This window comes from Pseudonocardia sp. N23 (assembly GCF_002583555.1).
In the GTDB taxonomy this organism is placed as follows: Bacteria; Actinomycetota; Actinomycetes; order Mycobacteriales; family Pseudonocardiaceae; genus Pseudonocardia.
Genome location: NZ_BEGX01000105.1, coordinates 1 through 15,572, shown reverse-complemented (window position 1 = coordinate 15,572; position 15,572 = coordinate 1). Strand labels below are relative to the sequence as shown.

General features: G+C 64.7%; 7 protein-coding genes and 1 pseudogene. 3 read left to right on the top strand and 5 right to left on the bottom strand.

Annotated elements, in window-relative coordinates:
* Positions 1-158: 158 nt before the first annotated feature.
* Positions 159-4,583, top strand: coding sequence for a MobF family relaxase (gene mobF / locus TOK_RS23130; RefSeq protein ID WP_253258579.1), 4,425 nt, complete (start codon positions 159-161; stop codon positions 4,581-4,583).
* Between the two features lie 72 nt (positions 4,584-4,655).
* On the opposite strand, the gene TOK_RS23125 is transcribed toward mobF, so the two are convergent.
* The 5 genes from TOK_RS23125 to TOK_RS23100 all read right to left on the bottom strand — a co-directional run bounded on the left by TOK_RS23125 (position 4,656) and on the right by TOK_RS23100 (position 13,871).
* Positions 4,656-5,186, bottom strand: a complete 531-nt coding sequence (locus tag TOK_RS23125) for a hypothetical protein (RefSeq protein WP_098960102.1) — start codon at positions 5,184-5,186, stop codon at positions 4,656-4,658.
* A gap of 237 nt (positions 5,187-5,423) precedes the next feature.
* Positions 5,424-7,181, bottom strand: a complete 1,758-nt coding sequence (locus TOK_RS23120) for an ATP-dependent endonuclease (RefSeq protein WP_098960101.1) — start codon at positions 7,179-7,181, stop codon at positions 5,424-5,426.
* Positions 7,182-7,948: 767 nt separating this feature from the next.
* On the bottom strand, positions 7,949-9,139 hold the full coding sequence (locus TOK_RS23110; protein ID WP_098960100.1) for a GIY-YIG nuclease family protein: 1,191 nt from the start codon (positions 9,137-9,139) through the stop codon (positions 7,949-7,951).
* On the bottom strand, positions 9,136-11,121 hold the full coding sequence (locus TOK_RS23105; protein ID WP_098960099.1) for a DEAD/DEAH box helicase: 1,986 nt from the start codon (positions 11,119-11,121) through the stop codon (positions 9,136-9,138). Before TOK_RS23105 ends, TOK_RS23110 begins: the two co-directional genes overlap by 4 nt.
* Positions 11,118-13,871: a DNA methyltransferase gene (locus TOK_RS23100; protein ID WP_216362068.1), complete on the bottom strand. Its 2,754-nt coding sequence runs from the start codon at positions 13,869-13,871 to the stop codon at positions 11,118-11,120. Before TOK_RS23100 ends, TOK_RS23105 begins: the two co-directional genes overlap by 4 nt.
* A 1,025-nt stretch (positions 13,872-14,896) precedes the next feature.
* Here TOK_RS23100 and TOK_RS34390 point away from each other — a divergent pair.
* Positions 14,897-15,120, top strand: a pseudogene (locus tag TOK_RS34390) (IS30 family transposase); the annotation flags it as partial.
* Positions 15,121-15,184: 64 nt separating this feature from the next.
* On the top strand, positions 15,185-15,409 hold the full coding sequence (locus tag TOK_RS23085; protein ID WP_098960098.1) for an integrase core domain-containing protein: 225 nt from the start codon (positions 15,185-15,187) through the stop codon (positions 15,407-15,409).
* The last annotated feature ends 163 nt before the right edge of the window (positions 15,410-15,572 follow it).

Sequence of the window (15,572 nt, the reverse complement as noted above, 5' to 3'; positions counted from 1 at the left end):
GACAAAGCCACCGAAACAGACCCAACAGCTACAAGATCAAAGCCATCACACCTATGCATCACGATCCGAGGGGCCGCGCCGGCCTCCGGCCGTCAGCGGACGACCCACGACGCTGTGGATCTTGAAGGCGAGTCCTCCGGCGCCTCGGGCGGGTGGTCGTGGTGCTGAGTGTGTCGTCGGGCTACAGCCCGGAGTACCTGCTCAAGCAGGTCGCCACCGGCCGGGAGAACTACTACACCGGTGCGGTCGCCGAGGGTGAGCCTCCGGGCCGCTGGTGGGGTGCCGGGGCCGAGCGGTTGGGCCTGGCCGGGCTGGTCGAGGCGCAGGACATGCGGGCGGTCTACGAGCGGTTCCTCGACCCCCGCGCGGAGGGGTTCAACGATCCCACCCAGTGGGGCGAGCTGCCCACGCTCGGGCACACCAGCCGGTCGTACAAATCGGAGGACGAGTTGTACGCCGCGGCGGTTGAACGCGAGCCGAACGCGAGCGCTGAACGCCGGGTTGAACTGCGTACAGAAGCCGGGAAGGCCGCCCGGCGGAACGTGGCGTTCTACGACGTGACGTTCAGCGTGGCGAAGAGCGTGACGCTGCTGCACACCGCGTTCGAGGCCGAACAGGTCGAAGCCAGCGCGCGCGGGGACGAGACTGCGGCGGCGGCGTGGGGGGAGTACCGGGCCGCGGTGGAGGAGGCGATCTGGGCGGGCAACAACGCCGCCCTCGGCTACCTGTCGGAGCGGGCCGGGTACTCCCGGGTCGGGCACCACGGCGGCGCCGCCGGCCGCTATGTCGACGCGCACGAGTGGGTGGTCGCCTCGTTCTTCCAGCACGACTCGCGCGACCACGACCCACAGCTGCACATCCACAACCCGATCCTCAACCGCGTCCAGGGCCCCGACGGGCAGTGGCGGACCCTGGACGGGCGCAGCCTCTATCGGTGGCGCGCCGCCGCCGGAGCCGTCGCGGAACGCACGACGGAGGAGCGGATCACCCACGCGCTCGGACTGCGGTTCGCGACCCGCCCGGACGGCAAGGCCCGCGAGGCCGTAGGCGTCGACCCGGCCGCGATGGCGCTGATTTCCTCGCGGCGCCGGGCGGTGACGGCGAAGGCCGAGCGGCTGATCGCGGCGTTCGAGACCCAGTTCGGGCGGGCCCCGAACAACCTGGAACGCGACCGCCTCTCGCGGCAGGCCACGTTCGCGACCCGGCGGGCGAAGTCGCACGAGGGCCTCACCCGCGAGCAGCTCCTGGCCCGCGTCGACACCCAACTCCGGGCCGAGGTCGCGGGCGGGCTGGCCGGGGTAGCCCGCGACGCCCTGGCCGCCCGCGACGACGGCGCGCTCACAGCGCAGGTGTGGTCGCCGTCGGCGGTGATCGAGACCGCGCTCGCCGACGTCCAAGCCCGGTCTGCAGGCTGGACCCGTTCCGACCTTACGAGGGCGATCAACGCCGCGCTGCCGGACTACCTCGGGCTTCCCGATGGCGCCGACGTCGGCCGGCTACTCGACCAGCTCACCACCCAGGCCCTGACCGCGGCGACTCCACTTGATGCCGCCCGCCCGGCCGCCGACGCGATGCCCGACGCGCTGCGCCTGGCCAACGGCGACTCGGCCTACGAGCAGCCCGGCGGGCGGCTCTACGCCACTCCGGAGCAGGTGCGCACCGAGCGGTTCCTCGTCGCCGCGACCGCCCAGGGCGGGGCGACGGCGCTGCCCCGCGAGCAGGCCCGCCGGTTCCTCGATGAGCTGGCCGAGTCGGGGATCGAGCTGGGCGCCGACCAGGCCGCCGCGGTGCGCGGGGTGCTCACCTCCGGGGCCCGGATCGAGTCGCTGGTCGGCCCGGCCGGGACCGGGAAGTCGTTCATCGTCGGCGCGATCGCTCGGGGCTGGACCACCGCCCCCCGAGCTGAGGGGGAGCCGGCGGGGCGGGTGTTCGGGCTCGCCACCTCCCAGGTCGCCACCGACGTCCTCACCGGCGAGGGCCTGACCTCCAGCAACGTCGCCCGCTGGCTCGCCACCCAGGACCGGCTCGCCGCACCCACCGCCGAGGCCCGCGTGAGCGACGACGACGCCGGGTGGGCGCTGCGCAGTGGGGACCTGGTGGTCGTCGACGAGTCAGCGATGACCGACACCGCCTCCCTCGCCGCCATCCACACGCATGTGGACATCGCGGGGGCGAAGCTGCTGTTGGTGGGGGACCACCGTCAGCTCGCCGCGGTCGGCGCAGGCGGCGGCATGGACCTGCTCGCAGGCGCCGGGGCGCGCTACGAGCTCGCTGAGGCCCGCCGGTTCACCGCCGGGTGGGAGCGCTCGGCGTCGCTGCGGCTACGCGCCGGGGACGAGTCCGTGCTGCGCTACTACTTCGAGCAGGGCCGCCTCGTCGACGCGGGCACCACCGAGGCGGCCGAGCAATCCGCCGCCTCGGCGTGGCTGGCCGACACCCTCGACGGGCGCCGTTCCCTGCTGCTGGTCGACACCAACGACCAGGCCGCCACGCTGTCCGCGCAGCTACGCGCAGGGCTGGTCCGGCTCGGGCGGGTCGCCGAGGACGGTGTGCCGCTGGGGCTGCAGGGCACCTACGCCGGGGTGGGGGACCTGGTCCAGGCCCGCCGCAACGGCTGGCACCTCGCCGGTGTCGAGGGCAACCGGCGCGGGCCGATCAACCGCGAGACCTACAGGGTCACCGCCACTCGGGCGGACGGCTCGCTCGAGGTCGCGCCGATCCTCGGCAGCAGCGCAGGCGGGGAGCAGCTCGGCGAGACGATCGTGCTGCCCGCCGCCTACGTCGGGGAGCACCTGGCCCTGGGCTACGCAAGCACCGTGCACGCCGCCCAGGGCGTGACGGTCGACACCAGCCACACCGTCGTCACCGCCCGCACCGGCCCGGCCGCGCTCTACGTCGGCATGTCCCGCGGCCGTGCCGCCAACACCGCGCACGTCGCCACCGTCTCCGCGGTCAACGACCCGGCCAACGGCCGCCCCGACCAGACGCTGCGTCGCCACCCGGTCGCGATGCTCGCCGGGCTGCTCGACTCCGACGACCGGACCGCGACCCGTTCCGCGCTCGCCGCCGCGGCGGACTCCGCAGCCGAGGTCGGGAGTCTGCGCGCGGCGGTGGAGCTGCTCGCCGACGCATCCCAGCTCGCCGCGACCGGCCGCACCGCCGGATGGCTGGACCAGTTCACCGCCGACGGCGTGCTGTCGATGGCGGATCGGCGGCGGATCGCGGCCGAGGACGGCGCCGCGTCGCTGACCCGCATTCTGCGCCGGGCTGAACTGGCAGGCCACGACCCGTGTGTCGTCCTGGCGGCCGCGATCGAAGGTCGGCCGTTGGACGGGGCGCGGAACCTGACCAACGTCATCCACACCCGCATCACCGACGCCGGCCTGCCGCTGGACCCGGTCGCTCAGACGTGGGTGGCGCGGGTGCCGACGGTCGACGATCCGCAGTATCAGCGCTACCTCGACCAGCTCGGCGCCGTCGTCGACGAGCGTGCCGCCGCGCTCGGCGCCGCCGCAGCCGCCGACCCACCGGTATGGGCGTTGGAGGCGCTCGGCGCCCCACCCGAGGACGCCGCAGGGTGGCAGCGCTGGCAGGAAGCGGCCGCGGCCGTCGCCGTGCACCGCGAACTCGCTCACGACGGCGCTGCGCGCGACCGCGAGGACGAGCAGGTGGGGGACGTGCTCGGGCGGGCCCCGAAGCCCGGCCAGATCGAGCACTACGCCGCCTTCCGCGGCGCGTGGAAGGCCCTGGGCCGCCCCGAGATCGACCGGGAGACCGCGGAACTGTCAGACGGGCAGTTGCGGATGCGGATCCGCGGCGCGGCCCGCGACGAGACCTGGGCGCCCCGGTTCGTCGGCAACGAACTCGCCGCGACCCGACAAGCGGCCGAGGGCCACCGGCGCACCGCCAGCCTGCGCCGCGCCGAGGCCGACGCCGCAACGGACCCGGCCGAGCGGGCCCGGCTGGCTCAGGAGGCCATCGACGCCGGGGTGCTGGCCGACACCCTCGACACCCGCGCCGGGACGTTGGAGGAAGTCGACGACGCTCGCGCCCGCTGGCTCGCGCACACCGCCGGCAACCGGGCGGCGGCCGACCAGGCCCGGCTCGTGCTCGCTGACCGCCACGCCGACACCGTCCCGGAGCCCGAGGTCACCGCTGAGGAATGGCTGGCAGCTGCCCGCGAAGCCGATCAGGCCGACGACGCTCACCGCGAGATCACCGACACTGACCTCACCGATATGCCCGTCGATGCCGCGGACCTGCCGGAGCGCACGATCGACGATGCGCTGCTCGTCGAGACTGCGGTCGACGACGTGCGCGACGCTGCGCACGGTGACGTCGCGAGGAGCGAGGACGTGGTGCGGGTTCCGAGCGCCGATGACGTCACGGCGTCGCTCGCTCGGGCCGCCCGGTCGCTGCGGGAGATCGAAGCCCGCGAGGCGGCCGAGCAGGCCGAGGCCGCCGACCGCGCTGCAGAACTCACCCGCTGGCATACCGACGACCAGGCCGACGTCCAGCTGAGCGACGTCGCCGACGGGACTGGCGACGAATACGCAGACGATCTCGACCCGGCGCCGGAATAACCACACATCCCAATGCGACGACGGCCGGACCTGCCCGCAGGTCCGGCCGTCGCGCTTTCAGGACGCCGGTTCTCAGCCCGTCGCGGCTGGGCGGGGGCTCTCGGACAACGCCCACAACCGCGCCCGGCAGAGCTCCCGCTCCGCGACCGGAATCCGTGTCGCAGCGCCATCGAAGATCGGCGCCATCAGCCGCGGATCGGTCAACTCGCCGAGCAGCCAGCCCAACGCCACCACCGCCCCGTGCATGTAGTGGCGGACATAGCTGTCGCCGGCCCGCAAGTCCCACGCCTCAGGGGTAAGCCGATCCTCCGGCGCGATTCCGTGAGCCGCCCACCACCCCGACGGCGGATACGGCTCGCCCTCAGCGAGCGCGTCCGCAACCAGCATCGACGACCACGCCACCGCCTCCGACGGCGGTCCCTCGCCCAGCGGCCCCGGCGTCCGCTCCCCGGCGCCCGCGCCCAGCCACGACAAGCTCACCCACGACCCCAACGCCTGCGGCGCCCGAGTCCGCCGGTACTCCGCCAGCAGGAACAACTCGACGTTTGCGACGGCCCGCACCGGCAGACGCACCCACTCCGGCACACTGCTCAACCTCGCCATACCCGCGAGTGTGCCAATACCCGCCGACAAATCTCGGCAATATCGAGCGCGCGCGCCAGCGGAATTCTTGACATGTCGCTGTCAATCCTCATGTCGCAACTGTGCTCGCACAAACGCGGGGGACAAGTTGCGAGCTTCGCTTGAGTCGATGACCTAGACTTTCTCGGATATCGAGTTCGTCGCGCCGCAACGGAGGCAGTGCGAAATCGAGGCAGCGGAGTACGAGTAGGGCATTGATCAGAATTGATCTAACTGAGGCTCGTGCGAACGTACGAATTGTAAGACTTCGTCAATGAAGGGTTTCACGGCCGAGCTTTCAGTTAACCGGCGCTGCTCGACGACCGAAGTCACCCAGGCAGGTCCATGACCGCCAACCTCTGGGACCCAGCCCTCAACTTCGCCAACGGGGACAATAAAGACTCCAAGCTTAGCTAGATCGGCCATTAAGCGTTTGGCTGCCGCAGTTCCATCGCCGTTTGGTACTGCAGTAATACCGCTCTTCTTTGCGGATTGCCATCCTGCGGCGGGGCGCATTGCGTCCTGCACGGCGGATTTCAAGGCGCGAGCCGTCTTATGTGATTCATCACCTACGACGGAGGCCAGAGTGCCGCGCATTGTTGTAGCAGTTTGTTCGGGTTCAGAGCCGCGGATCGCGGCGTCCATCATTGCGCGGTCCTTTTCGAGAGATTCAGAATATGTGCTGCCGAGTGATTCGACAACGGCTCTGAGTGTGGTGCGGTCGCGAAGTAGGTCAAAGTCCGCGATTACGGCTACGGGAACGTTGACTGCTCGAAGTGAGCGGGCGATCAACGGCAAACGTTGCTTGCCACCCGAATACGTGAACAGGGCATCGGTGCCGCCCGGTTGGCCGAGTGCCGCCGCGGTCGAGTAGAAGTGGACATCGGAGTCTCCCTCGCATACGACGACGCCTGAGTGGAAGAGGCCGTCGAGAACTCTTGAGAATCGCATCAGGGGATCGCCCCAGAGCTGCCTTAAGGCGGTTTGGTCGAGAACGCTCACCGACGTCTTGTCGTCATCGCGAGTGAGCCTTGCGATGTTCACCGGACCGGCCGCGGCTTCGAGGACGCCCACCAGCACGTCAATGCTGTGCGTAGCGATCACGAGCTGCTTGTGCTGGTGCGACTGGCCGAGGTGGCGACCGAGGAGCCGTGCTTGTGGTGGGTGAAGAAACGCTTCGGGCTCGTCGATAAGGACTAACGTATGTGGGCCGGCGATTATGTTCTGCAGGATCGTGGCGAGGCTCCGCACGCCATCACTCTGATTCTCGATCACAGTCAATGCCTGGAGTCGTTGAGCGGTGGCCCTATCGACCATTCCGTCCGGACTTGTCACTGTGAAGTCATCTTGCCTTGCGGTCTTGCTGATACGGAGCTGGGTATTCGCCCCCCACGAGTCGACAATTACATTAAATCCGAATGCGTCGCGGAACGCTTGACGAAACGCAGTGAGGGCATCGGGGGTGGTGACCAGCCATTGCAGAATAGTGGTTGGATGACTGAGGGGATCGATGCGCCCAGTCTGCCCTTCAAATGACAGGCGCGATTCACATGATAGGTACTTTACGAAGAACTCGCTGAAGTTTCGAAGCGGTGCCGTTGCGGGTTCGGACCGCCAAGTAGTGAGAACCTCGTCGAGGTCAAATGCTGTGCCGGACTGCGGCGGTCGGAGAGTCGAACCTCTCCGGCCATCGGTGTTGACGGTGACGTTCATGTTCTGCGTGAGCCAGGGACTCAGAATCTCATGAGATTCGCGTTCGATGACCACCGCGTCAATCGCTGCAAATGTTTCGTGCGGCTGTCGATAGTTTGCGACGAGCGACGAAATCTCGCGAAGGCTGGCGGACTTACCGGAGTTGTTAGGGCCCACAAGAATCGTGGTTCCAAGAGGGGGGATGCTAATCGTCTGACCGCTATTGAAGATGACTTGCGAGAGCCTGAAGGGTGGGTCGGGGAAACCAGTCAATGGATTCTCCATCTCCCGTCCGAGGTGCCGTGTAGTCGTGTGATGTGTTCCGAGCAGGGCAATAATTCTGCACTGCGTTCGGCAAGAGCCTTGTCGAAGCCTACTGCCCTGGATTCGCCGCGTACTCGCTCTTCCGGGCTCTGGTAGGGCGGGGGACGTGGGGCGCTCAAGGCCGCGCGGGCCGAGCAACTGATGGCGGACGCCCTTCGGGCGGGGCCTGTCGGCCCTCAAGGCCCTGTCAACCCGTGGTCGATCCCGCCGGGGAGTGTGCACCGTTGATCGTCGGCGTCAACGTCGTTCGTCCTCGCTGCGCTGCGGGCGCTCCACGTTTGACCCCTCCTCACAACGGCGGCGAGCAAGGGCGCGGGTCGCTCCCTCGAAGAACGGGATCAGGCTGGCAACGCGGGCCGGTTCTCCAGGACGGGTGCGGTAGGCGCGGTGACGGGCCGGGTCGGAAGGCTCCTGGTCTTGCCAGCACCGCCAGATCACCAGCAGCCAGGCGCGGGCGAGGATCCGCACCGCGTGCGGTGACGGTGCCCGCGGGCAATCACCTGGCGGTAGATGTGCGCGGCCCAGGGGGTTGGCATGGCGGGAGTCGGCGGCGAAGTCGCAGACCGCGTCGCAGAGCTGGCGGCTGGCCGCCCACCGGGACGAGGTGATCCGCATCTTCCCGGACTGGCGGGTCGACGGGGTGCAGCCGCCGCATACCGCTTGGACGAGGTCGCAGCACCGGAAGCGCCTACTTGACCGAAGCGTGGAACTTCGCCCGGCTGGAGCTATTAGTCACGGCGTACGAGCTTCTGCGCGCTGGCGTCGTAGACGAATCCGACGATGTCGCCCGAAACGATCAGGTCGATCGCCTGGTCAATTACTTTTCTACGAACAACGAACCATTCGGATGGGTCATACTCGCGGCCCTTGCGGCCGACCTGGCTTACGTCTAGGCGAACGTCAGCGAAGACACGGTGGAGTAAGTTCTCCAACGCAGATGCCTTTAGATTATACGTACGATAACTCGCAACGACGTCGACCGGGGCCATCAGATACGTCGGAGAATTCTCGGAATTCTTGATTCGTTTCTCGACGGTTCCGCGGGTGAATCCAATCTTGTGCAGATCCTTGAGGTCAGCAATTTGCGGGTCGTCGCTAAGCGACCGCAGTACGTAGATGTAGCCGCTGACCCGGTCATCGGTTAAGATCTCTGGGATCTCGACTGGGACGACGATCTGCCCGTCATTGTCGCTCAGGCGGATCCCCAGCGACTGCCGGTACATTGACGACTCGGTGCCATTGTCAAAGACGCACCGTAGCCGCTCGCGCTTGTTTTCTCGTACGGTCGTCTTCCTGTACTCGGTTTCGCCAACCTCGGCGACGAACAGCATGACGCCGTTGAGGACGAAGAAAGCACCCTCGACGATCTGGGTGAGACCTGGGTAAGGGAGAAGCTTGCTTGCGCCCGCCCGCAGTTCCGCGTGCTTCTGCTTGAATAGCGGCTCGAACTTCTCGAAGTCCTGCGCCCTCTCCCGTCGGGCAACTTCGCCGCTATCGTGGACCTGGCGGCGCACCGGCAGGTCCGAGACGTCCAGCAGACCCGACTCATCTCCGAGTAAGTCGAGGTCGTCGCCACCCAGTAGGTCATCGATCGACGCTGGAGCCTCCGGAGCGTCCAACAGACCGAACTCGTCCAGTGGCCTCAGCGCCGCAGTCTTCTCGTCGGTCGCGAGGATGCCGTCCAGACGCGCGCCAAGTTTGCGCTCGGCAATCTCCCTCGTCGTCGAGCTCGGGACTCGACCGTGAGTGCGCCGGAACTCCACGACCTCAAGGAAAGCCCGCTCGAGGCGGACTGCGGACGTGACCTTTGCTAGCTTCTCCGGCCCGTCGAGAAGGCCGTCGAAGTCGGAGTCTAAGATCGAATCGATACTGGTCGGGGCGGCAATGTCGCTGGGCCCGACACTCTCGCTGGCGCTCACGACTCGTCCGCCATCTCCGTTGCACGGGCGGCTGCGTCGCGCTCTTGCTTCTTGCGCTGAAGGAACAGCAGTACCTCCGCGTACCGCTTCTCGATGGGTTCGTCCGACCGCACGTCGGGTTTGCGACCGTTTACCTTGGCCCACTGCTGGATCTTCGGCCATGCCGCGACAGCTTCCTCGTCGGTGACGGCCACCCGGGTAGAAGTAATTGCGTCAGAAATAATGCGAAGCACTGACGGCGTGACTGACTTCGACAAGACCTCAAAGGCACGTTGGAACGGATTGACCGAGTCAATCAAGTTGATATTGATATCGTCAATGTTGACGAACTTCTCGGCCATCTTGATGAAACGCTTATCGCCGACTTCGCGGACCTCGCCATTCTTGATTACGGAGTCCACGACGACCTGCTGGCGGAGTTCTTCGACCTGCGACTCGTTCAGATCGGGGTAGCGATCCCGGATAATCTTGGGGATCAGGACCTTGTTCGTTGTCTCCGGGTCGAGGGAGCCGGCTGCGGCCTTTGCGAATGTGTCGTCCTGCAGAATGGTCGCCTTAAGGTCATTGAGGTCAGTCTCGACGATCTGCTTCACTCGCTCGGTCGATGGCTCCTTGAAGCCCTTGATCTTGATTACGCCGGGAGGGCTCGGCTCGCCTTCGCTGGGGCGCTTGGACTTGAACTCGAAATTCTGAGCGAGCACCTGCTCCATCAGCAGGGATGCCGTGATTGCCTTGAGCATGTTGTTCACCGACACCTTTACCTCGGCCTGCGAAGCGTCGGGCTCGGCGATGAGATTCGTGAACTGGGCGTGATCCTTGCCGGGAGAATCCCGGGTGACGCGTCCGATGATCTGAATTACCTCGGTCAGCGAGGCCCGATAGCCCACGGTGAGTGCATGTTCGGCGTAGGGCCAGTCGAAGCCCTCCTTCGCCATCCCGAGCGCGAGAATCACATCTACCGCGCCTCGATCCTTTGAGGCGACGGTAGAGAGGTAGTGCAGGGTGTCGGCGCGCTTCTTCTGGTCTGTGTCGTCGACGAGATCGGCCAGACGCAGGATCTCGTCTGTGTCGGAGCGACGGATGCTGATAATTCCGGTTTCGGGATCGGTGGACTCGACAAGACCAATCGAGTCGATGATGAATCCAACCTCCTCAATCTTGTCTTTAGTGGACTCGCCTGAGTTCACATTGGGGATATGAAGGATCGTCTTCTTGTCAAGATCCAAAACCTCGCCGATTGCTTCGGTATAGCGGCCCTGGTAAAAGTGGTGGCCGATGCCGAGCGAGCGCAGATACATGTAGCCGTTGAGCTGGTCATAGTAGTTGAACGTGACTGGCGTGAACCGGGCCTCGGCCTCGGCAGACAATACGGGAACAGAGTCACCACGGAAGTACGAGCCTGTCATCGCCACAATGTGTGCGTCCGAGCCATCCATCAAATCGCGCAGCAGTGCCCCGAGACGGCTGGCCTCGACGTCGGCCGACACGTGGTGAAACTCATCGATTGCTAACACTGTGTCGTTGAACGACTCAGGAACCAACTTCTCAAACGCGAACCGCAGCGTCGCGTGCGTGCAGACCAGGACCGCGTCCGGGCTGTCCAGGAAATCAATAAAAGCCCCGACCTTGCCTTGCGACGAGCCCGGATCACACAGATTATGCTCGGGCTTGACCTCCCAGTCGGCGAAGAAGCCGAATTTGGAGAGCTCTGTCGAGTCGAAGGACGCTCCGATGGACCGCTCCGGCACCGCGACGATAACCTTCTTACGCCCTTGGTTGTAGAGCTTGTCAAGCGCCACGAACATCAGCGCACGCGACTTGCCAGAAGCTGGCGGGGCCTTAACCAGCAGGTGCTGAGCGTTCCGCTTCGCGAAGACCCGTTGCTGCATCTCGCGCATGCCCATCGTGTCAGTGTTCACCGACCCGCCCGTACGAGCGTAGGTAACATCAACGACGTTGACTGGCTTCTTGATCGCGTTCACTTGGCGATCCTCCTGGTCTTCTTCGCCGGTGTCTTCGCGGCCGCGTCGGCGGTCATGCGGTCGTACATCGCGAAAAGGTCAGATAGCCGCTGCTCGTCGGTCTCATAGCCGCGTTTCGAGTAGATCGAGTCGACGAAGGAGTCAATCGCGGCGTGCGCCTCGCGCAAGTCTTCTGGCATCTGTTCTGGATCGTAGAGTTCTGCCAAGGTGTACTCGCAATGATACTCGCGAACGTCCAACACGCGCAAAGCGGCGAGGTTTAGAGCCTCTTTCGTAGCGTCAGAGAGTGACGGTACAGGAAAGTTATTGTAGACGATCGTGTTTGTGTAGCGAAGACGTGTATCGAGTTGTCCACCGATCGCGCGTGCCCAAGCCATATGCATTCGTGAGGTTAGAAGCGCAAACGTCCATGGCTTGGCGCCGTACGCTACGTTCGCGAGATTTGAAGCCACAATCCCACTGTCGAGGTAGCCAATTGGGATGTATTCGCGCTTCTCTGAGGATGTTGAGGGGACGATGATCGCATCGGTATTTTTGTGGGCCCAGAAGTAGAATTGGTTGGGCGTGGCTGCTTTAGCTCGAGTAGATTTTTCGGTACTCTTCTCTCGATGAGCGCGCACCGCGTTGAGCCTACGACCGATATCCGGGTACATGGATGCTGAATTAACCGCGTTATCGGGAATTATGAGGCACCACCTTGTCTTTCCTTTGATAAATTCATCGGCGCCACTGAATCCCTTGATGAAGACTTCCATGTCCGGGGCTGCGGCAAGTAGTTGCTCCTTCTCCGCGTCGGTGAGGATGAGATTTCCTCCGTCGTTGGGCATCGAGCCAAAACCGAGTTTTGGCAGCTCGGCAAGCGGGCTACTTCTCCTGCTGATCCAGATGTCTTGAGCGTCGGCCAGATATGGATTGATGCGCGATGCCGCGAAGCGGATCCCTTCAGTGAAGATGAACCGTTCTCTTGCAGATAAATTTCTCAGACTTAAGACGACACACGTCACGCCCGCGGCATTTCGAGCTTGATTCGACCATTTGAACGATGTGTAAGCGTAGCCGATCTCAAGCTCGTCTCCAAGAACCCGAGGCCACAGTATCCCGACCTGCTCTCCTTGCGAGATCGAGTTAGTCGTGACAAATGCAAGTGTCGCAGACGAACCGCGGATGTAGTCGGCGCCCTTGATTAGCCATGCAGATACATAATCGAGGCTCTTATACTTTGAAGTGATTGTGGCAAGGTCGCGCTTCTGCTCGGCGGACTGCCGGCGGCTGCCAAGATATGGAGGATTGCCGATCAAGTAGATTTCGCCGCCGTCATTCGGGCAGATCTCATTCCAGTGTAACGTGGTGGCGTTGCCTGCGTGGACCTTGCCGATCTCCTTCAACGGAATCAGCGGGATCGCGATCTTGAACTTCTCTCGGAACTCGGAGTTCATTTGATGCTTTGCAATCCACAGCGACAGAATGGCGATCTCGACGGCGAAGTCGTCAATCTCGATGCCATAGAAGTTTTCGATATTGATCCTTGACTCTGCAAAAAGTACCATGTGCTTGTCGTCAAGGTCCGCGAGACGTTCGAGGATTGCATGCTCAAGCTTCCGGAGTTCTTTGTAGGCGATGATTAGGAAGTTCCCCGAGCCGCATGCGGGGTCGAAGACTTTGATTGAGCTGATACGGTCAAGCAGTACTTCGAGCTTCCGCGCGGAGTCGAAGCCTGCGTCGAACTGCTCCCGGAGATCATCCAGGAATAGCGGCTCAATGGTCTTTAGGATGTTCGGAACCGAGGTGTAGTGTTGACCTAGGTCTGACCGCTTTCCCGGGGCAACGATCGCTTGAAACATCGATCCAAAGATGTCGGGGTTGATCTCGCTCCAGTTCAGTGTCCCGAGAGCGATCAGCAAGTCGCGGGCTGCCTTGGTGAAGGTAGGCACCGTCTGCTCTGGACTCATCGTGAACAGTCGACCGTTGACGAAGGGGAACTGGGCCAGGTGGTGAGGTTTGGCTCCCGAGTCCTCGGTGTCCAGAGCTGCGAACAGGGACGAAAGGAAGTCGTCCATATCCGATCCGTCGGGCTGGGAATGTGAGCCGACTGCATTTGTGAACTGACCCTCGGCGAAGATTTCTGTGTCTTCGGCGAAGAAGCAAAACAGCAGCCGGGCGAAGAACACGTTCAACCCATGACGGCCGCGCGTCCCGTCGATCAGCCCCGGATTGGCGGCGATCAACTCGTCGAAGAGCTTGCCCATCCGCTCGGCGGCCTTAACGTCGGCGTGCGCCTCGTTGACGTATTGGGCCTTCTCCATGCCGGCCCAAGGCAGGAAGAAGGTGAAGTGCTGGTCGATGTCCCTGATTGGGATCATCAGATTCTCGCCGGTCTTGGTATCGACGGCAAGGAGTTCGTCGTAGTCGGTGACTATGACGAAGCGGGTGCGGTATCGGACGACAGCCGGCGAGGTCTTCAGCTCGTCGATCACTGCGAGTGGGTCGCCGGTGGTCTCCTTGAAGTAGACAACGCTCTTCTGAGCGACGTCAGTGGCCTTGTCGTCAGCGACGTTCAGTGAGCCGTTGCGCAGGCGCGTAACGTTTCCCCGCGGCTTCCCGTAGGCAAGGAGCAGGTCGAAGATGAATTCGCGATCGTACGATTCGCGGCCGCCGAGGGGGGCGACGCGCTCTTCGACGGCCCGCAGGTTGAGCCTCGCCATGACCAGGTCCCCTCTCGTGATCGTGAACCCATCATCGACCACCGGCACCGTCGAGGTGTCTGGGGCCGTCCGCGGCGCCCTACGCAGTGGCGGCGGTGGGACCAACGCCGAGCCTGTCGTCCTACCTACAGTCCACTGGCCGCGTTCCGGTGCAGCTAATGGACCTCGACGCCCGGCTTCCTTGGCTGTGTGGGGCGGCAGGCGAGCCTACGGCGAGCGCTGAAGGGGCTGCTGGTGGCGGCGGAGTGGACGTGAGGGACCATTGGACGGAGATCGGCCCGATCCCCGGTGCTCGTGCGTCCCGGCATTGACGCCCACGCTCTGCTTGACAGAGTGTGGGATCAAACGTGGTGCGAAGCAGCGGCCATGAGAGCGGATGGGGGCGGCTATCGGGGACGGGAGCGTGGCTGTTGTTGCTGGTAGCGGCCTTGGTTGACGTTGTCCGACTGCCTTGTAAGCGGTAGGTCGTCGGTTCGATCCCGACCTCCGGCTCCACGCCTGACCAGCATATTTCTAAATCTGGAGATCGTTTCTCTTCCCGGCATGGCACCAGATGTGGCACGAACCGCGCTATCGTGCCTGCATGGCGGGACGTCCGGGGGTCGGCAAGGCCCGTGCCAGAGGCAAACTCGAGGAGCTGCGGAGTGGCGCCCTGGGGGTGCGCGTTTACGCCGGTATCGACCCCGTCACGAAGTAGCGCCATAACCTGATCGAGGTCGTTCCGCCCGGGCCGAAGGCCTGGCGCGAGGCGGAGAAGATCCGTGACCGGCTCCTCAACGAGGTGGCCGAGAAGCGGAACCCGCGGACGTCGGCGACGGTCGACCAACTGCTGGCGCGCTACCTTGACCAGTTCGACGGCGCCCCCAACACCCTCACGAAACATCGCGGCTACATGCGCAACCACGTCTCGCCGCTGATCGGCAAGGCGAAGGCCGGCGCGCTCGACGCTGAGGTGCTCGACTCCTTCTATGCGGAGCTACGCCGCTGCCGGCAACACTGCTCCGGGAAGGCCGGCGCACAGCACTGGACTCGCCAGGAGCACGAGTGCGACCAGCGCTGCACCCGTCCGCCCGCCTGCAAGCCCCTGGGCGCGTCCGTGGTGCGCCACATCCACTTCCTGCTGTCCGGTGCGTTCGAACGCGCCACCGACCTGTCGCGGTGGGATGCCCACGAGATCGCCGCGGTCGCGGCCACGGTCAACTCCCGCCCACGGAAGATCCTTGGCTGGAAGACACCTGCCGAGGCCTTCGACGAACATCTACGCTCACTGCGGGCTGGTGTTGCGACCACCGATTGAGCCCGCCCAATTCACCTCATGGGCCTTCACCCGCCGGGCCAAAGAGTCCGGGCTCGTTCCGTCCATGGGCTCGATCGGCGACTGCTACGACAACGCTGTCATCGAATCCTTCTGGGGCCGCGTCCAGACCGAACTGCTCGACCGCCGCCGCTGGCGCACTCGCATCGAGCTCGCCAACGCCCTGTTCGAGTACCTCGAGACGTTCCACAACCGGCGACGTCTACACAGTGCTCTGGGCATGCTCACACCGATCGAGTACGAGAAGCTCCACACCCCAGCGACCGCGTGAACCCAGCAAGCCGACTCCACGGAAGCCCGGGGCATATCAAAGTCTCCGAACACGCCGGGGCGGTTCAACTGGGTGGCCCGTTGCTCAACATCCGGCCGTTCTCCCCGCGGACTTGAGGGTCTGGCAGGCCTCGACGATCCGGTCGGTCATCGACTGCTCGCCC

Excerpts from the sequence above, each read along its gene's own strand:
- TOK_RS23125 (WP_098960102.1), bottom strand. The coding sequence starts at position 5,186 with ATGGCGAGGTTGAGCAGTGTGCCGGAGTGGGTGCGTCTGCCGGTGCGG.
- TOK_RS23120 (WP_098960101.1), bottom strand. The coding sequence starts at position 7,181 with ATGGAGAATCCATTGACTGGTTTCCCCGACCCACCCTTCAGGCTCTCG.
- TOK_RS23085 (WP_098960098.1), top strand. The coding sequence starts at position 15,185 with ATGGGCTCGATCGGCGACTGCTACGACAACGCTGTCATCGAATCCTTC.